Source organism: Halomonas hibernica, from assembly GCF_013183775.1.
Taxonomy (GTDB): domain Bacteria; phylum Pseudomonadota; class Gammaproteobacteria; order Pseudomonadales; family Halomonadaceae; genus Vreelandella; species Vreelandella citrativorans.
Genome location: NZ_VIFN01000001.1, coordinates 377,163 through 395,486, shown reverse-complemented (window position 1 = coordinate 395,486; position 18,324 = coordinate 377,163). Strand labels below are relative to the sequence as shown.

General features: G+C 54.4%; 17 protein-coding genes. 5 read left to right on the top strand and 12 right to left on the bottom strand.

All coding sequences use genetic code 11. The features are described from left to right. Genes FKN99_RS01835 through FKN99_RS01820 form a run of 4 tightly spaced genes read right to left on the bottom strand, consistent with a single transcriptional unit; the run spans nucleotide 1 to nucleotide 3,097 of the window. Entirely contained in the window at nucleotides 1–603 is a 603-nt protein-coding gene (locus FKN99_RS01835) for a Maf family protein (RefSeq protein ID WP_172116301.1), read from the bottom strand. A 2-nt stretch (nucleotides 604–605) separates the two neighbouring features. Continuing rightward, entirely contained in the window at nucleotides 606–1,094 is a 489-nt protein-coding gene (mreD, locus tag FKN99_RS01830) for a rod shape-determining protein MreD (protein ID WP_172116300.1), read from the bottom strand. Continuing rightward, nucleotides 1,094–2,035 (bottom strand): rod shape-determining protein MreC, encoded by a 942-nt coding sequence (gene mreC / locus FKN99_RS01825; RefSeq protein ID WP_172116299.1) that lies wholly within the window; start codon nucleotides 2,033–2,035, stop codon nucleotides 1,094–1,096. The genes mreD and mreC overlap by 1 nt, the downstream gene beginning before the upstream one ends. 24 nt (nucleotides 2,036–2,059) lie before the next feature. Next, the gene (locus FKN99_RS01820) at nucleotides 2,060–3,097 is read right to left on the bottom strand and encodes a rod shape-determining protein (RefSeq protein ID WP_172116298.1); all 1,038 of its coding nucleotides are present in this window, start codon (nucleotides 3,095–3,097) and stop codon (nucleotides 2,060–2,062) included. 234 nt (nucleotides 3,098–3,331) lie between these two features. Between FKN99_RS01820 and gatC the strand changes: the two genes are divergently transcribed. From gatC to gatB, 3 genes are all read left to right on the top strand, one after another. After that, complete coding sequence (gene gatC, locus FKN99_RS01815; protein WP_087109458.1) at nucleotides 3,332–3,619, top strand: Asp-tRNA(Asn)/Glu-tRNA(Gln) amidotransferase subunit GatC; 288 nt, start codon at nucleotides 3,332–3,334, stop codon at nucleotides 3,617–3,619. A gap of 125 nt (nucleotides 3,620–3,744) precedes the next feature. Continuing rightward, nucleotides 3,745–5,205: an Asp-tRNA(Asn)/Glu-tRNA(Gln) amidotransferase subunit GatA gene (gene gatA / locus FKN99_RS01810; RefSeq protein ID WP_172116297.1), complete on the top strand. Its 1,461-nt coding sequence runs from the start codon at nucleotides 3,745–3,747 to the stop codon at nucleotides 5,203–5,205. Beyond that, complete coding sequence (gatB, locus tag FKN99_RS01805) at nucleotides 5,205–6,659, top strand: Asp-tRNA(Asn)/Glu-tRNA(Gln) amidotransferase subunit GatB (protein WP_172116296.1); 1,455 nt, start codon at nucleotides 5,205–5,207, stop codon at nucleotides 6,657–6,659. The genes gatA and gatB overlap by 1 nt, the downstream gene beginning before the upstream one ends. Before the next feature lie 77 nt (nucleotides 6,660–6,736). Here the strand turns inward: gatB and sixA are convergent, their stop codons facing one another. The 4 genes from sixA to FKN99_RS01785 form a co-directional block, all read right to left on the bottom strand. Beyond that, entirely contained in the window at nucleotides 6,737–7,219 is a 483-nt protein-coding gene (gene sixA / locus FKN99_RS01800; RefSeq protein WP_172116295.1) for a phosphohistidine phosphatase SixA, read from the bottom strand. Beyond that, nucleotides 7,212–8,279: an NAD(P)H-dependent glycerol-3-phosphate dehydrogenase gene (locus FKN99_RS01795; protein WP_172116294.1), complete on the bottom strand. Its 1,068-nt coding sequence runs from the start codon at nucleotides 8,277–8,279 to the stop codon at nucleotides 7,212–7,214. The genes sixA and FKN99_RS01795 overlap by 8 nt, the downstream gene beginning before the upstream one ends. 101 nt (nucleotides 8,280–8,380) lie before the next feature. After that, nucleotides 8,381–10,285 (bottom strand): molecular chaperone HtpG, encoded by a 1,905-nt coding sequence (htpG, locus tag FKN99_RS01790; protein WP_172116293.1) that lies wholly within the window; start codon nucleotides 10,283–10,285, stop codon nucleotides 8,381–8,383. A 102-nt stretch (nucleotides 10,286–10,387) separates the two neighbouring features. After that, nucleotides 10,388–10,735 carry a YkvA family protein gene (locus FKN99_RS01785; protein ID WP_172116292.1) on the bottom strand — a complete coding sequence of 116 codons (348 nt, stop codon included), beginning with the start codon at nucleotides 10,733–10,735 and terminating at the stop codon, nucleotides 10,388–10,390. Between the two features lie 101 nt (nucleotides 10,736–10,836). On the opposite strand from FKN99_RS01785, the gene FKN99_RS01780 reads away from it, so the two are divergent. Next, nucleotides 10,837–12,786: a transglycosylase SLT domain-containing protein gene (locus FKN99_RS01780; protein ID WP_172116291.1), complete on the top strand. Its 1,950-nt coding sequence runs from the start codon at nucleotides 10,837–10,839 to the stop codon at nucleotides 12,784–12,786. Nucleotides 12,787–12,841: 55 nt separating this feature from the next. Here the strand turns inward: FKN99_RS01780 and FKN99_RS01775 are convergent, their stop codons facing one another. Then, nucleotides 12,842–13,498, bottom strand: a complete 657-nt coding sequence (locus FKN99_RS01775; protein WP_172116290.1) for a LysE family translocator — start codon at nucleotides 13,496–13,498, stop codon at nucleotides 12,842–12,844. Nucleotides 13,499–13,633: 135 nt separating this feature from the next. Here FKN99_RS01775 and FKN99_RS01770 point away from each other — a divergent pair, with 135 nt between their 5' ends. Continuing rightward, on the top strand, nucleotides 13,634–13,837 hold the full coding sequence (locus FKN99_RS01770; protein WP_018915713.1) for a cold-shock protein: 204 nt from the start codon (nucleotides 13,634–13,636) through the stop codon (nucleotides 13,835–13,837). 61 nt (nucleotides 13,838–13,898) lie between these two features. Here the strand turns inward: FKN99_RS01770 and FKN99_RS01765 are convergent, their stop codons facing one another. The 3 genes from FKN99_RS01765 to pepN are packed head-to-tail and all read right to left on the bottom strand — an operon-like array spanning nucleotide 13,899 to nucleotide 18,323. Further along, nucleotides 13,899–14,651 carry a hypothetical protein gene (locus FKN99_RS01765; protein ID WP_216657926.1) on the bottom strand — a complete coding sequence of 251 codons (753 nt, stop codon included), beginning with the start codon at nucleotides 14,649–14,651 and terminating at the stop codon, nucleotides 13,899–13,901. A 43-nt stretch (nucleotides 14,652–14,694) separates the two neighbouring features. Then, nucleotides 14,695–15,654 carry a lipid kinase YegS gene (gene yegS / locus FKN99_RS01760; RefSeq protein WP_172116289.1) on the bottom strand — a complete coding sequence of 320 codons (960 nt, stop codon included), beginning with the start codon at nucleotides 15,652–15,654 and terminating at the stop codon, nucleotides 14,695–14,697. A 38-nt stretch (nucleotides 15,655–15,692) separates the two neighbouring features. After that, nucleotides 15,693–18,323, bottom strand: coding sequence for an aminopeptidase N (gene pepN / locus FKN99_RS01755; protein WP_172116288.1), 2,631 nt, complete (start codon nucleotides 18,321–18,323; stop codon nucleotides 15,693–15,695). Nucleotide 18,324: the final 1 nt, after the last annotated feature.

Here is an 18,324-nt window from a genome sequence, read left to right as displayed (position 1 = left end):
TTAATGCCCCATCCAAATAGGCACTCCCTGCTGGCCAAGCAACTGCGCCGTTTCATAAAGCGGCAAACCCACAACGGCAGAGTGGCTACCCTTGATTTCTTCGACAAAAATGGCGGCCAAGCCTTGTATGGCATATCCGCCCGCCTTGTCCGCTGGCTCACCCGTTAACCAGTAATCGCTAATTTCCTGAGCGGTGACCTGTCGCATCTTGACGTCCGTCGTTACGCAACAACACAGCACCCCCTTGGGCCCTGTAACAGCCACCGCCGTCAGCACCTGATGTGTCCGATTCGACAACTGCCTCAGCATGGCGGCGGCATCGTCTGCATTAACCGGCTTGCCCAGAATAGTACCGTCTACCACTACGGCGGTATCCGACCCAAGCACCGGTAACAGCGTCTTCGGCGCAGCGGCCAAGGCCTTGGCAACCGCAAGACGCTGTACATAAGCCGCTGCTGACTCTCCCGGCTTTGGCGTTTCATCTACATCGCTGGGTATAACACTCACCGTCACCCCAATGGACGCCAGCAGGTCTCGCCGCCTGGGTGAAGCAGACGCCAAACAAAGCATGGGCGATGATGTAGTAGCCAGCGTTGACTGCATGCCTAAGCCCCCAGCAAGCGTCTTTCCAGTGCCTTAAACATGGTAGCTAACCATGGCCATAAAAAGGCACTGATTAACGCCGACATCAGGAAAGAGAGGTGTATTGAGAACTCCCCGGTTAAGGTACGTAACCACTGTTCGACTAACTGCACCAGACCAAGCAGCACCAGCACCAATAGCGACTGTTGAACCAGTGAATACGCTCGAAAGCGCGGATACACCAGGGCGCATAGAAACGCTAATAATGACAATATCAGCGCATGTTGGCCAAGCGCCGTTCCCTCTACCAGGTCAAGCAGCAGCCCAAGCACAAAGCCATGGAAGACACCGACTCGGTCAGGTGAACGCATACACCAGTAAATCAGCATCAGTCCGATCCATTCAGGCCGATAAACTTGCCACCCCTCGGCCAGTGGCATGACTTGCAAACACAGCGCCAGAATCAAGCTAAACCACACCACTACCAAAGGTACAACAGGTGCGCGCGCCATTAGCGAACCTCCTGAGGGTCAGCAGGTACCGCTGGCGCAAGGCGCTGGGCTGCATGTATCGCGCTGGCTGAGATATCCATGGAGTCATCCCAAATTGAATCTTCGATGTCTTCGCGCGGCGGTGGGAAAAGCAGCAAGAAATGACGAGCACGCTGCAACTGGGCAGTAGGTTCAGCCGTTACATGCGCAAATGGCTGGCCGGGGTCATGATAAACGTTGGTAACGCGCGCAACGGGGTATCCTGGCGGAAAACGACCGGCAATCCCTGAGGTGGTGAGCAAGTCGCCTTCCCGAATATCCGCCGTGTCTGGCACGTGTAATACATTGACGCTGCCATAGCGACCAGCCCCCTGGACAATAAAGCGCAATCCGTTACGGTTAATCTGAACAGGCAGTGCATGGCTTGCATCTGCCAGCAACAGCACACGACTAGAGTACGCTGAAACGGCTGTCACTTGGCCTACCAGCCCCGACGCATCAATCACAGGCTGCCCAACATACGCCCCGTTACGATGCCCACGATCAACCACCATTTGATGGCTAAACGGGTCATTATCCAGGGAAAGCAGCTCTGCACTGATATAAGGAATTTGGCGCCGTTCTGCGGCGTTTAATAGATGACGAAGCTCGGTATTTTCAGCCGTCAGGTTGGCCATGCGCTGCCCACGATGAGACAGCGTCAGAATTTGTTCGCGCAGTCGGCGGTTTTCGTCCACCAATGCCTGCTGATCAGACAGCGCGAGCGCGCCCCAATTCAATAGATCGCTAGGCACGCTAACAATCCATTGAACAGGCGCAACAACCATCGTCATTTGGGCGCGCACGCCTTCCATGCGTGTAAATCGGTGGTCGGCAAACATCAAGGCGCTTGCCGCCAGCACGCAGAAAAACAGCCGGTAGCCCGGCAGCGACCCGTGTGAAAATAGCGGTTTAATAGGCAATCCCCCGCGATAAACCGCTAAAAATCAGTCGCTTGAGAGCAGCTCAAAAGTGTGCTGATCGATCATTTCAAGCGCTTTACCGCCGCCTCTTGCCACACAGGTAAGTGGGTCTTCGGCCACGATGACCGGCAATCCCGTCTCTTCAGCAATCAGCTTATCGAGGTCGCGCAGCAACGCGCCACCGCCTGTTAACACCAAACCGCGCTCCGCAATATCAGAAGCAAGCTCTGGGGGCGACTGCTCAAGTGCGCTTTTAATAGCGGCGACAATCGAGCCAAGCGTTTCCTGCAGCGCTTCCAGAATCTCGTGCGAGTTCAACGTGAAGCTGCGCGGTATACCTTCCGCTAAATTACGCCCACGGACGTCGATTTCACGCAGCTCACCACCGGGGTAGGCGCAACCAATCTCTTCCTTGATTCGCTCAGCCGTGGCTTCACCAATCAAGCTGCCATAGTGGCGGCGCACGTACGCGGTGATCGCCTCATCAAAACGATCACCGCCTACGCGGATCGATTCTGAGTAGACCACGCCATTAAGCGAAATAATGGCAATTTCGGTGGTACCACCACCAATATCTACCACCATCGAACCTTGCGCTTCCTCAACTGGCAGCCCAGCGCCAATCGCAGCAGCCATTGGCTCTTCGATCAGGAACACTTCACGGGCGCCAGCCCCTTCAGCCGATTCACGGATCGCTCGCCGTTCAACCTGCGTTGACATGCACGGTACGCATACCAGTACGCGCGGGCTAGGCGTCAGAAAGGTGCTTTGGTGCACTTTACGAATAAAGTGCTGAAGCATCTGCTCGGTGACCGTAAAGTCGGCGATGACGCCGTCTTTCATGGGCCGGATGGCGGTAATATTGCCAGGCGTACGTCCCAGCATGCGCTTTGCGTCGGCACCTACCGATGCCACGCTACGCATACTGCCAGACTGGCGAATGGCGACAACGGACGGTTCATCGAGCACGATGCCACGACCGCGAACATAAATCAGTGTGTTGGCCGTACCCAGATCGATCGACAGATCGCTGGAAAACAGCCCCCTCAAACGTTTGAACATGGATGTTGTTACCTAGTGCAGACCGGGAACCCTGTGCGGATGCAAACGGTATCACCGCAACCCCTTGGCAGCAAGCACGAGTCGCGCTGAACACTGCCCGCGGAGGTCAAAATGTGCTACCTTTTGCGGCTATTTTCCACGTCTGCTACACAAGACGTTTTTTTCGATGACTGATTGTATACCGTATAACGCGGAATATGTTCCATCTCACGTTTTAGCGAGGAATTTTCGATCATGGCGCTTGAAGAATCTCATGTGCGCCGGGCTGCGCACCTGGCCCGACTCGCCGTCAGCGATGACCAGGCTATTGGCTTTGTAGACGATCTAAGCCGCATTTTGGACATGGTCGACCAATTACAAAGCATTGATACAGAGGGAGTTTCTCCGCTTTCACACCCATTGGATGCCACCCAGCGCCTGCGTGCGGACGAAGTAACCGAAACCAACCAGCGCGACACCTTTCAGCGTTGTGCTCCGGCAGTGGAAAACGGCCTATATCTGGTCCCCCGCGTCGTTGAGTAAGAAAGCCGTGTTTTTAAGGCTGTTTTAAAGCCGTGTTTTTAAGGCTGTTTTAATGACGGTTTTAAAGACAGTTTTAACGACGGTTTCCACACTTTTCATACGTTCTCGAACGGAGCTTTCGGGTCATGCTTGATAAAACGTTAACGCAACTCGCTGCCGCCTTAAAAAGTGGTGAGTTTTCCAGCCGCGAGTTAACCTCGCACTATTTACAAAAAATTGAAAAAGCTGATAGCAAGATCAACAGCTTTATTACCGTGACCGCTGAACAGGCGCTTAATCAGGCCGAAGCGGCCGATAAAGCACGCGCAGCGGGTAATGCCGGGCTGCTTACCGGCATTCCTTTGGCGTTAAAAGATATTTTTTGTACACGCGATGTAAAAACCAGCTGTGGCTCCAAAATGCTGGATAACTTCATCGCGCCGTATGATGCCACCGTCGTAGAGAAGCTTAATGCGGCCGGCACCATCAGCCTGGGTAAAACCAATATGGATGAGTTCGCCATGGGCTCCTCCAATGAGAATAGCTACTACGGTGCGGTTAAAAACCCCTGGGATTCAACCGCTGTTCCCGGCGGCAGTTCCGGCGGAAGCGCTGCTGCAGTCGCTGCCGGCCTTGTGCCTGCGGCCATGGGTACCGATACCGGCGGCTCTATTCGCCAGCCGGCGGCTTTTTGCGGCATTACGGGGTTGAAGCCCACTTACGGGCGCGTTTCGCGCTACGGCATCATTGCCTACGCATCCAGCCTGGACCAGGCAGGCCCCATGGCCCGCTCGGCTTCCGACTGCGCGCATTTGATGAACGTGATTGCGGGTCACGACGTACGCGACTCCACCAGCGTCGCCCGCGGTGTGCCTGACTATACCGAAACCCTCAATGCACCGCTTTCAGGCCTAAAAATCGGCCTACCGAAAGAGTATTTTGGTGACGGACTAGACCCCGAGGTCGAAAAAGCCGTGCGTGACGCGGTAAGCGTGTATGAGTCGCTGGGTGCGACGGTACGCGAAGTGAGCCTTCCGCATACTCACTATGCGATTCCGGCCTACTACGTCATCGCCCCTGCGGAAGCTTCCTCCAACCTGTCGCGCTATGACGGCGTGCGCTTTGGACACCGCTGCAATGAGCCGGTCGATTTAGTCGATCTTTACATGCGCAGCCGTGCCGAAGGCTTCGGTGAAGAGGTCAAACGACGCATTCTGATTGGTACGCATACTCTTTCTGAAGGCTTTTTTGACGCCTACTACACCAAAGCGCAGAAAGTTCGCCGCTTGATTCGCCAGGACTTTTTAGACGCGTTTGAAGATGTTGACGTCTTGATGGGGCCGGCCTCGCCGACTCCGGCCTTTGACCTGGGTGCCAAAAAGGATCCGGTCTCGATGTATCTGCAGGACATTTATACGATTGCCGTAAACCTGGCGGGCATCCCCGGCATCAGCGTACCCGCAGGCTTTGCCGGCGGCCGCCCAGTAGGCTTACAGATTCTGGGTACGCACTTTGCTGAAGCGCAGCTTTTAAATGTGGCGCACCAGTATCAGCAAGCGACCGACTGGCACCTTCAACTTCCTGCTATTGCCGAGGAGCACGCCTAATGCAATGGGAAACCGTAATTGGGCTGGAAGTCCATGTTCAGCTCGCTACTCGCTCCAAAATTTTCTCTGGTGCTTCTACCGCGTTTGGCGCCGAGCCAAACACTCAGGCGTGCGCAGTTGATTTGGGCCTTCCAGGAACGCTGCCTGTGCTCAACGAGCAGGCCGTGGCCATGGCCGTTCAGTTTGGTCTAGCGGTCCATGCGGATATTGCTGAAGTATCGGTATTTGATCGCAAAAACTACTTCTACGCGGACCTACCCAAAGGCTATCAAACCAGCCAGATGTATCAGCCCATAGTGGGTCCTGGGGACGTGGAAATTACCCTGGATGACGATACTACCAAGCGTATTCGCATTCACCATGCGCACCTGGAAGAAGACGCTGGAAAGTCGCTACACGAAGACTTTTTAGGCATGACCGGCATCGATTTAAACCGTGCAGGCACCCCGCTGCTAGAGATCGTTTCCGAGCCGGATATGCGCAGCGCCAAAGAAGCCGCCGCGTATCTTAAGGCGATTCACTCCATCGTTACGTACCTGGGCATTTCCGACGGCAATATGGCCGAAGGCTCAATGCGCTGCGATGTGAACGTGTCTGTGCGCCCGAAAGGCCAGGAAGCCTTTGGCACCCGGGCAGAGATCAAAAACGTTAACTCGTTCCGCTTTGTCGAGCGGGCGATTGCGTTTGAAGTAGAGCGCCAGATTGAGCTCATCGAAGACGGTGGCACCGTTGTTCAAGAGACACGCCTGTTTGATCCTGAGCGCGATGAAACCCGCAGCATGCGGACCAAAGAGGAAGCCAACGACTACCGCTACTTCCCCTGCCCCGACCTACTGCCTGTCGTACTTGATAACGCTTACCTGGACCACTTACGCAGCCAGCTGCCTGAACTGCCCGCCGACAAGCGTGAACGCTTCAAGAGTGAGCTAGGCCTTTCTGCTTATGACGCCGCGGTGCTGTCTGCCAGCCGTGAAATGGCCGAGTTCTTTGAGGAGGTTCACCAAGGTTGCGGTGATGCCAAGCAGGCCGCAAACTGGGTACAGGGCGAGCTTTCCGGGGCGCTTAACCGTGAGAACCTCGCCATCAACAGCAGCCCGATATCGGCGCGCCAACTGGGCGAGTTACTTAGCCGAGTGATTGACGATACGATCAATGGTAAAGCTGCCAAGCAGGTCTTCCAGGCGCTCTGGAATGGCCAAGGCGAAAGTGCCGACGCCATCATCGAAGCCAAAGGGCTTAAACAGGTTACTGATACCGGCGCGATTGAAGCCATGATCGACCAGGTGATTTCTGAAAGCCCGGCTCAGGTCGCGCAGTATCGCGACGCAGAACCTGAAAAACGCGGCAAGATGATTGGCTACTTTGTGGGTCAGGTAATGAAAGCCTCGCGCGGCACGGCTAACCCCCAGCAGGTTAACGGCGTGTTAAAAGAGAAGCTCGACGCGCTGCTGTAAGTATCAACGTTTGGCTCGTACAGCAACGCGAACGGCGGCCCAGAGGCCGCCGTTTTTATTACCTTAAAACGGTTCTTTCAAGCCAACTGACCTGGCGACATATAACGCGCTAACTGAGCGCAGCCTGCTGCCCATACATCTGCCTCTAACTCCGCAATGCCCGCGGTGTCGAACCCCAGCCCCTGGCCCGGCCTGCCCTCCACCAGCAGTTCCGTCAGATTACCCACCAGCGGCATATGGCTGACCAGCATTATCGGCGCGCTGTCTGGCTGTGTTAACAACCAATCGCTTACCTTGGCCGGGTCATCCTCTGGGGTTATAAAGTCCAGCGTGCTTAGCGAACAGCCTAATGCCTCAGCGACAATACGTGCCGTTTGTTGCGCACGGGCGTAGGGGCTTGCATAGAGAACCGGTGCGAAAAACTCCCCTTTTGCCAAGCGTGCAGCCAGCCATTGCGCCATCATGGCGGCTTCGCGCTCCCCCTGCGGGGTGAGCAGCCGTTTGCTATCCGGAAAGCCGGGCGCTGCTTCTCCGTGGCGCATAATTAATAAGCTACTCATGCCAGCCTCGATTATCCAAATGGGCCTGCTGAACCGCCTCACGAGGCAGAATAAACTCTACATCACTGCTCTGCTCGCCCATCATCAGCGTACGCGCCATCTCCTGGGCAGGCACACCGCCGAAGAGAACATGGGAGAGGCCTTCGGCAAGCGGCATATATACGCCCATTTCCTGCGCCTTGGCACACACCAGCTTAACCGTATTGACGCCTTCAGCCACTTGGCCAAGCGCGGAAACAGCCTCTTCAAGGCTGCGCCCCTCGCCCATGGCATACCCCACGCGATAATTACGCGACAGGTTCGACGAGCAGGTCACAATCAAGTCGCCCACCCCGGCAAGGCCAAGGAATGTCATGGGGTTGGCCCCCTGGGCCACGGCAAAGCGGCTCATTTCAGCCAGCGCCCGAGTCATTAGCATACTGCGGGTATTTTCCCCCATACCCAACGCAGCGGCCATGCCCGCCGCAATGGCATAAATATTCTTAAGTGCACCGCCCAATTCCACCCCGTGGCGATCATTGCTGGCATAAACACGAAAGTAGCGACAGCCCAATGCTTGCTGCACACGGGTGCGCGTTAGCGCATCGGCACTGGCAATCACCGTCGCCGTTAGCTGCTTATCGGCTATTTCTGAGGCCAGGTTGGGGCCTGCGATGACGCCAATATGGGAAAAGCCGGTTTCATCCGCTAACACCTGACTCATCAGCAGAAAGCTATCCGGTTCAATACCTTTGGTGGTACTGACCAGAATTTGGCTGGCCTTTAGCCAAGGTTTCGCGGCCTGAACCACGCTTCGAAACGCCTTTGAGGGAATGGCGATAAGCACAAGCTCGGCATCGTCCAGCACCGTGTGCAGGTCCGTTGAAGCTTGAACGGCAGGATTCATTGCATAGTGCGGCAAGTAGCAACCGTTACGGTGCTCTTGATTAATTTGTGCGACCAGCGCTTCGTCTCGCATCCATTGACGCACATGGGCACCGTTATCCGCCGCGATGCTGGCAAGCGCCGTACCGAAACTGCCACCTCCCAGCACCGCGACCTTGATTTGCTGCTCAGCCATAAGGATGTCCTGAAAAAATCACGCGAAAAGTAACAGCTACTTTATCAAAACAAACGGCCCGCTTGGGAATCCAAACGGGCCGTGAGAGGTAACAACGACGATTAAGCGGTCAGTACGCTGTTTAGACGCTTCACATAAGCGGCTGGGTCGTCCAGATGACCACCTTCGGCGATAATAGCCTGGTCAAGCAGGATATGCGCCAGCTGTGTGAAGATCTCGCCTTCTGCTCCTTCCAGGCGTGTTACCAGCGGGTGCTCCGGGTTGAGTTCTAAAATGGGCTTAACCTCCGGCATTTTTTGCCCGGCGGCTTCCATAATGCGGCGCATTTGAAAGCCCATTTCATGCTCAGGCAGCACGACGCAAGCCGGAGAGTCGGTCAAACGATGGGTAACCTTGACGTCCTGAACGCCATCGCTAAGCGCTTCTTTAACACGCTTCAGCAAGTCTTCTTTTGCCTTGGCGGTCTCTTCCTGAGCCTTTTTCTCGGCTTCGTCTTCGACATCACCAAGGTCCAGCTCGCCTTTGGCAACATCCGCAAAGGATTTACCGTCAAACTCGGTCAGATGGCTCATCAGCCACTCATCAATACGGTCAGACAGCAGCAGAACTTCGATACCTTTCTTGCGGAATATCTCCAGGTGCGGGCTGTTTTTCGCCGCATTGAAGCTATCTGCTACCACGTAGTAGATCTTCTGCTGGCCTTCTTTCATGCGCTCGACGTAGTCGGCAAGCGATTGATCCTGGGTAGCGGTGTCGCTGTGCGTGGACGCAAAGCGTAAAAGACCGGCAACTTTTTCGCGGTTAGCAAAATCTTCGCCTGGGCCTTCCTTCAGCACGCTGCCGAAGGTGTTCCAGAAGGTTTGGTACTCTTCGCTGTCCTTGGAAAGCTTTTTAAGCATATCCAGCGCACGCTTGGTCAGCGCCCCTTTGATCTTGTCGACCTGCGGGTCCTGCTGCAAAAGTTCGCGGGAAACGTTGAGCGACAAATCGCGCGTATCCAATACGCCTTTGATAAAGCGCAGGTAGAGCGGCAGGAACTGTTCAGCGTCATCCATGATAAATACGCGCTGCACATAAAGCTTAACGCCGCGAGCGCCATCGCGCTCATACATATCAAAAGGCGCCCGGCCCGGCACGTAGAGCAAACTAGTGTACTCAAGCTTGCCCTCTACCTTGTTGTGGCTCCAGGCAAGCGGGTCGCTAAAGTCATGGGCAACGTGCTTATAAAACGCCTTGTACTCGTCATCAGAAATATCGCTCTTGGGGCGCGCCCAGAGTGCAGTGGCTTCGTTAACGGTTTCCCACGTGGTGACTTCGCTGCCTTCGATGTCGTTGCCTTCATCATCCTTGGCCGTTTCGGTCTTGGGCATGCGTACGGGCACTTCAATATGATCAGAGTACTTGCGCACCAGGTTTTGAAGGCGGTAATCGTCAGCAAACTCTTTAGCGTCTTCTTTCAGATAAAGCGTAATTTCGGTGCCGTGAAGCTCGCGCTCAATATCAGCGACGGTAAACTCACCTTCGCCTTTAGAGCGCCACTCAACGCCTTCAGAGGCGACCGTCCCGGCTTTGCGGGTACGCACTGCCACTTCATCAGCCACAATAAAGCCTGAGTAGAAACCTACACCGAACTGGCCGATCAACTTGGCATCTTTTTGCTGCTCGCCTGACATCTGCTTTAAAAACTCAGCGGTGCCTGAGCGGGCGATGGTGCCCAGATTAGCGATAACGTCTTCGCGGTTCATACCAATACCGTTGTCGCGCAACGTAATGGTATTGGCTTCTTTATCGTGCTCAATTTCTACCCGAAGCTCGCTGTCGCCTTCGTACAGCGCATCGTTATCTAGCGCCGCGTAGCGCAGTTTGTCACAGGCATCCGCGGCGTTAGAGATAAGCTCACGCAGGAAAATCTCCCGGTTGGAATACAGGGAGTGAATCATCAGGTTGAGAAGCTGCTTAACTTCTGTTTGAAAGCCTAACGTTTCTTCGTGGGTCGCTGTTGACATTCGCCTAGCCCTCATCAATCACGTTTGTTTAGAGTTCCTGCCTCCCAATGAGACAGGAACGAAAAAATGTGTGAGTTGGATATGGGGATAAGCAGAGCGATTTCAAGAAGGTGAGTGTTGAGAAGTAGCGATATCAATATCGCCGTACTTCCAGGCGCGGTAATCTGCCAAGCGCTGGTCAATACGGTTGAGAAGCCAGCCAACGATAATGACATCGTCAATCAGACCTATGAAAACGAGAAAGTCCGGAATTAAATCGAACGGCATTGCCAGATAGGCAAGCGCCAGCGCCATCATGCCAAAGGCAGCCCAAGGCACAGGTCGAAAGCGACCGCTCAGGACATCAGACGTCATGGGCACAAACAGTTTCAGTGCGCGTCCGATACGTTTTACAGCCCAGAGGCGGGATTTAAGTCGACGAAATAGCCACAACGTGGATAATCGAACCATCGTAATTGAATCCTCCAAGTGTCACGATTGTCTGAACACTATTTGCCCATTTCGTTCACTATTAGCGGTTGCCAATCCGTTAGCGAGAAAGAGAGAAAATTATGCAGGCATCGCCATTCAGATCCCCTTTTCGCACTTTATGCGCGGCAATCCTGGTGGGCTTACCCACTGCCTCATGGGCCGCTTCTGATACCGCGATGCGCGATGCGTTAGAAGCCGCTCGTCAACAACAGTGGAACCACATCGACGAGCGCGCTATTGAAGGTCATGTGCTGAGCGGCTATGTCGACTACCACCGATTACGCAATCAACTACCCAACGTCTCGACGGCCCAAGTACAACGCTTTATTGACCAGCATAACGACTCTCCGCTTTCTGAGTGGCTACGCGGTCAGGCCATTGCCCAGTATGGCCACGCGGGGCGTTATAGCGATTTGCTGGCCGTTGCCGATGGCGAACCTGCAGGCACCGCTCGCCAGTGTTATTACTATACGGCCATACTGGATTCACAGCCCCAGCAGGCCGCAGAGGCAGGCCTTGCACTTTGGCTTGAAGGAAGCTCTCAGCCCGATGCGTGTGACCCCCTGTTTGACCGCCTGCGGGCTAACGGCACGATTGATGCAACGGCTATCTGGGAGCGAAGAATGCTCGCTTGGCAAGCCGGTGAAGATCGTCTCTCAGCCTATTTAGACGGGCTGCTCAGTGGCCAGTGGCACACCGCGATTGAAACCGCCGACCAAGTGAATACCAATACCCGCGCGGTCACCTCAGCGCCCGCCTGCCTTGGCCCTGAATGTGCGGCAACCGCCAGTTTCTACAAAGCCGCGATGCAGCGGTTCACCCGTGAAGATACCCCGGCCGCATTGAGTAGCTGGCAAACCATCGCGCCCAACTTGAACCTTCTACCCAGTGATCAGCAAGCCATTGAAGAAGAGTTGGCTTTCTATGCACTGGTACGCAATGTACCCGGCGCCTTAGGCTGGGTAGATGACGCTCTTCCCTCGCTGGATAGCGAGCGCGTGCTTGAGCTACGCGTACGCCGTGCATTGGCAGACCGGCAGTGGCAGGAGGTAATTCACTGGATTGCGGAAATGCCCACCAGCCAACAAGAAAACAGCCGCTGGCAGTACTGGCTGGGGCGTGCCAATGAACAGCTGGGCAGCCAGGAGGCAGCCACCGCTCGCTACCGTCAGGCGGCGACCGACCGCAGCTTTTATGGGTTTGCGGCCGCTGAACAACTTGGCCAGCCTTACCAGCTCAATCTTGAGCGCAATCATTTTGATGAGACTTCACGCGAACGCACTGCACGCCTCCCCGTGGTCCAGCGTACCGAAGCGCTGCTACGCATTGGCGAAGACGGCCTTGCCAATAGCGAATGGCTGTATGCGGTGCAAAACGGCACGCCCCAGCAGGCGCGCGCCCTGGCCGATTATGCGGCCCATCAACAGTGGCATGCACGCCTGGTACAGACCACGATTGCTGGCAGCATGTGGGATGCGCTTGATTGGCGTTTCCCCGAAGCTTACCGGGAGAGCTTTATGCACTGGGGCCACCAAACCGGTGTAGACCCGTATATGCTAATGGCGATTACCCGTCGTGAAAGTGCCTATAATCCGGTAGCGCTCTCTCCAGCAGGCGCCCGCGGTTTGATGCAGTTAATGCCCGGCACGGCAAGCCTGGTAAGCCGCCAACTGGGTATTAGTGACCCAGGGCCTTACGGCATTCTTGACCCTGAGCTTAATATTCGCCTAGGCAGCACTTATCTGCGCGACAAGCTGAACCGCTATCAGGGTAACCGACTTGCCGCCGCTGCGGCCTATAATGCTGGCCCTGGGCGTGTTGATCAGTGGCTGGGAAGCGGTATGGAGTCATTTGATCTGTTTGTGGAAAGCATTCCCTTTAAAGAAACACGCGATTATGTGCAGGCGGTGCTTAGCTATCGGGTAATTTTTGAAAGCCTGGCCAACGGTGGTAACAGCGAAGGTGTTTCACTGTTGAGTGATAGTGAACAACAGGTACGTTACGACCGCGCTTTGCTGGCTCGTCAATAAGCGTACAAAGGTAATCGCGCTTACTGCCTGGTCAGTTTACTCACCAAGCGCCCAGTTATACTGGGCGCTGTTCCATCGCCAAACGGAGCCCAAACGCGACCAGCACCGCGCCTGTCGCGGCATTTAACACCTGCGCAAAGCGCACGCTGGCGAGCCACTTGCTGGCACCTCCCACCATGAACACCACGCTGATTTGCCAGATATTGGCAATGATAAAGTGGACACCTGCTAGCCACAGGGACTTGACCAACGCCGGATCACCCGGCGCAATAAACTGAGGCAAAAAAGCCATATAAAAAATAATCGTTTTTGGATTCAATACATTGGACAGTAAACCTTCCTTAATGGGCTGCCAAAGCGGAACAGGAGAAGCGGCACCGATTACCCCTTTGACCGGTAATGGCTGGCCACGCCTTGCGGCTAACAAACTGGTGGCCCCTAGCCATACCAGATACCCCGCCCCGACCAACTTTAATAGATGAAATGCCCAGGCCGACTGGAGCAGAATCAGTGAAATGCCTAATGCCGAGATGGTCGCGTGTACAAACAGACCGCAGCAGATCGCTAAGCTGGTGGCAATGCCGTCCCGTGTCCCGCCTCGGGCAGTGTTACGGATAACCAGCAAGGTATCCACGCCAGGCGTAATCGACAACAGTGTAATAGCGACCAAAAAGGCCACAAACTGAGAATCCACAAGCTGTATTGACGACATATACGCGGCTCAAGAAGAGTTAAGAAACATTAGATCGTTACTGGACGACCCATTTTTTTGCATCTACATTGATTTTGGCGGGCGAATCCTATGCAGGTTCGCTTGATCATTATAAGCACGTTAAGGAAACGACTAATGGCAACTGGCACCGTCAAGTGGTTCAACGATACGAAAGGTTACGGCTTCATCTCACCGGATGATGGCAGTGACGACCTGTTTGCGCACTTCTCCGAAATTCAAGCGGAAGGCTTCAAGACCCTGCAAGATGGTCAAAAAGTCAGCTTTGAGGTAACGCAGGGTAAAAAGGGTCTTCAGGCTTCTAACATTCGCCTTGCTTAATCATGCCCGAATGTAGCGAGGCCCGCCAAGGCGGGCCTTTTTATTGCCTGCTCAACACGCCTTATTGATGAGTAGCGTTAGCATTATCGCTGTCTGCGTCTTCATTCAGAATAACCCCACGGCTACTACTGCCATTATGTTCACGCTCGATTTCCTGAAACTGCTCTTCAAGGCGCTTTTGGGCTTCCTCAAAGCGGCGTTCGGTATCCTCAATCAATGCATCAACATCGGTAGCTTCCCGGTTATCTTCCAAGCGAGGGCTTTCGGGTAGGCTGCTCTGTGTTTCCCACTCATTGGACAATGCTTCTTGCTCAATAGCATCGTACTCTTCGGCTTGTTGCTCTGCTTCTTCAAACTGCTCATTTAGGCGCCGTTGGGCTTCCTGAAAACGCTGTTCAGTCTCTTCAATCATTTGATCGACGTCGGAGCGCGTTGCCTCTCCTGGTAATGCACCACCCTCTTGCAGTATCTCATCAGGGTCCGCCGCCAGAGTGTCTTCGCCTGCTGTTACCTCTTGGGCCTCGGACTCGTCAGCGTTGGCTGCATCATCTTGCATATCATCACGCAGCGCCTCGGCCTGCTCTAGCTCTTCAGCGGCTTGGCGCGCCTCAACGTCATCCTCTATCTCCGCAGGGCTTGGCATATCCGCGGCATTTTCAGCGGCGGCCGACGCCTCTTCCTCTTGTACAACGTCATCATCAGAAACCGACGAAGGCTCATCCGGTGTCACATCAGTCTCTTCTTGAGAGTCGCCACATGCGCTTAGCAATAGTGCCAAGGTGGCAATAACCGGTATCCATAAACGGTTTACCATTAGATTCCCCTTCTTAAATAACGCTTTTTAAGACAGCCTACGATCAGTGCCGGTCATTTGCTGACAGTAACGGACAGCCCTCAGGCAATAAAACGTGCAGCGCCAACGGCACCACTTCAACGCAAAAACGATCATACTGACACATTTCGCCGTCCAGCGTTAAGGGCCAAGCGGGATCATCTTTCTGAGTTGTGACCGTCAGCTCAGTCGCTGTGAAATAGCGTACATACTGCCCATCAGAGGGAAAGCTCTGAAGCTCGCTAATCAGCGTCGGCAGTTCCGTTACGGAGCTAAAATCCTTCACCAGAAGAACATCCAAGCGGCCATCATCAAGCTTGGCACGTGGGGCGAGCACCTGTCCGCCGCCTGACTGTCGGCCATTGCCTAACGCCAATAACAGCAGCGAGACATCCTGCTCTTTATCGCCCCAGTGAAGCGTTCCACGATAGCTGCTATGCCGCCAGGCTTTAAGCGCTCCCATTAAGGAGTACGCACCTCCACCTAACAAGCGTTTCAGCGTCTTCGGTGTTGAAGAGGTTATTTCCGCCCCAAACCCGCCCGTGGTCATGTTGACGTAGTACTGAACGACGGTTTTATTATTAGCCTCAGCCGTTACTCGTACGACATCAACGGGGTATGCGCTTAGTGTCATTGCCTCTGCCAGCGCAGGGCTTGGCTCCAACGGTAACCCCGTGGAGGTGGCAAAGTCGTTGGCACTGCCCAGCGGCACAACGCCCAAAGCGGGACGCTTATCATGAGCGACACGCATTAGCCCGTTAACCACTTCGTTAACAGTGCCATCGCCGCCGCAGGCGATGACATGGGTGATGCCCATATCACAGGCCTGCTCGGCAAAGAGAGCGGCGTCACCGCCCTCCCATGTTGAGCGCACGGTAATCGGCATCCCTGCCTCACGCTGCTCTTCAACGGCTTCACGCAGTGCCGGATTCCCGGCTGATTTACCATTTATAATCAGTAAAAAATGCGGTTGTGAGTCGTTCACCAATGGCTTCCCTTTCATGGTTGGAACGCTGGGAGTGCTTACGCCAGCGCTTTTTCAACTACTTCATATACGTTCGAAGATAGTGGCTCTTTTTTGATACGTTCCAACTGCGCATGCATTAAGGCCTGGCGCGCTTCGTCAAAACGCTGCCAGCGTGTTAGCGGGGTAACCAATCGCGCGGCAATTTCCGGGTTTAGCCGATTAAGCTCAATCACCACATCGGCAAGCAGCGCGTAGCCCTTACCATCCAGGCGATGGAAATTAACCCGATTTTGCGTAAAAGCACCCACTAGCGCACGTACTTTGTTTGGGTTCTTGATTGAAAATGCCGGATGCTGCATCAAGAACTCGACACGTTCCAGCACATCAGACTGCGGCCGCGTCACTTGAATCGTAAACCACTGGTCCATAACCAGCGAATCATGCGCCCATTTTTCACCAAACGCTTTTAAAGCGGGTGACGACACGTCATCACGTTCGCTATGCACAAGCAGCGTTAGCGCATGGCGAACATCGGTCATATTGTGGTCAGCGGCAAACTGGGCCTGGCAAAATGCAATCGCCTGCTCATCCTCAATCGACATCAAATAGCTAAGCGCTATGTTTTTGAGGCTACGCTGGGCGATTTGCTCAGGCGTTGGCGCGTAAGCCTCCTCCGAGCGATTGGTTTCAAACGTGGCCACAAATTCATCGCGAAGTGCTAACGCCAATGATTGGCGCACAAACTCACGCGCCGCGTGAATCGCATCGACATCGACAATAGGCTGCTGCTCGGCAATGTAGGCCTCAGAAGGTAGGGTTAGCATCTCGGCAAGCACCGCCTTGTCAGACGTCGAGCTTGTCAGCAGCGCTCTAAAGGCTTCCGTAACGCGGCCGTCCATGACTTTTTCAACGCCATTACGATGCGCCGCGATCAGATCGTCCAACGCCAACATGGCCAAGCGCTGACCGGCATCCCAGCGGTTAAAACCATCACTATCATGAGTAAGCAAAAATGCCAGTTCTTCACGTGAATAGGGGAAATGTAGCTTCACTGGCGCCGAGAAGTCACGCAGCAGTGACGGTACTGGCGCCTCGGCCACATCGGTAAAGACAAAGGTCTGCTCGTTATCGCGTAAATGGATCACCGCATCCTTGCCCAGCACTTCCCCGGCCATGGTCAGCGTTAAGTCCTGACCAGATTTGGTTCCCACCAGCCCCATCCGCACAGGGATATGCAGTGGCTGCTTCTCGGTTTGGCCGGGCGTGGCAGGCGTGCGCTGCCGAAGCGTTAGCCTGTATTCACTATGTACATAGTCGTATTCACCGTGGACATCAATCTCTGGCGTACCTGCCTGCGCGTACCAGCGCATAAATTGATCAAGCGTTTGGCCCGACGCCTCTTCCATACAGCCAACAAAGTCTTCAATGGTGACCGCCTGACCATCAAAGCGCTCAAAGTAGGCATCGGCCCCTTGGCGGAAATTTTCCCACCCCACCAGGTTACACAGCATACGCACTACTTCTGCACCCTTTTCATAAATAGTCAGGGTGTAGAAATTGGTGATTTCAATGTAGTGGTCGGGGCGCACAGGATGCGCAGTGGGGCCTGCATCTTCTGCAAACTGCGCCGTACGGAAAAAAGACACATCTTGAATACGCTTAACCGGCGCCGAGTTGGTATCAGCGGAAAAACACTGGTCCCTAAAAACGGTAAAGCCTTCTTTCAGCGATAGCTGGAACCAGTCACGACAGGTCACTCGATTGCCGGACCAGTTATGAAAATATTCGTGGGCCACAATGCCTTCCACGTTTTGAAACGTGGCATCGGTGGCGGTATTGGGATGCGTCAGTACAGCGGCAGAGTTGAAAATATTCAGCCCCTTGTTTTCCATCGCTCCCATATTGAAATCGTTAACGGCCACGATCATAAACAGATCAAGGTCATATTCGCGGCCATAGGTCTGTTCATCCCACGCCATGGAACGCTTGAGAGAAGCCATGGCGTGTTCGGTCTTATCGAGATTTTCCTCTTCTACCCAAATTTGCAGCGTGACATCACGGCCGCTCATGGTAGAAAAGTGGTCTTCAACCTTGTGTAAATCACCCGCTACCAACGCAAACAGGTAGCACGGTTTAGGATGCGGATCTTCCCATTTCACGAAATGGCGACCGTTTTCCAATATACCGCTGTCCACGGGGTTGCCGTTGGCCAGCAAAACGGGTTCGTTGTTTTGATCACCAATGACCGTGACGGTAAAGGTGGCCATCACATCCGGGCGGTCTGGGTAGAACGTAATGCGCCGAAAACCTTCCGCTTCACACTGGGTACAGTACATACCACTCGACTGGTAAAGTCCCTCCAGAGCAGTGTTAGCACCAGGCGCAATTTCTACCTCACTTTCAAGGCTGAACGCTGCCGGCACCTGCATAATACGCAGACTGCCCTCATCCAACTGGTAATCCGCTTCCGCTAGCGGTGTGCCATCAATGGCCAACGAGATCAGCGACAACTGCTCGCCATTCAGTACCAGGGGTGTTTGGGCGTCTACGTTTTCGTTACGTTCAATCAACAATCGTGCTTTTACACGGGTGGCAGCAGGGTCAAGATCAAACGTCAGCTCGGTATGGGTGACCTGGTAGGCGGGCGGCTGATAGTCGCTTAAATAAACCGGCTGCGGATCAGACATA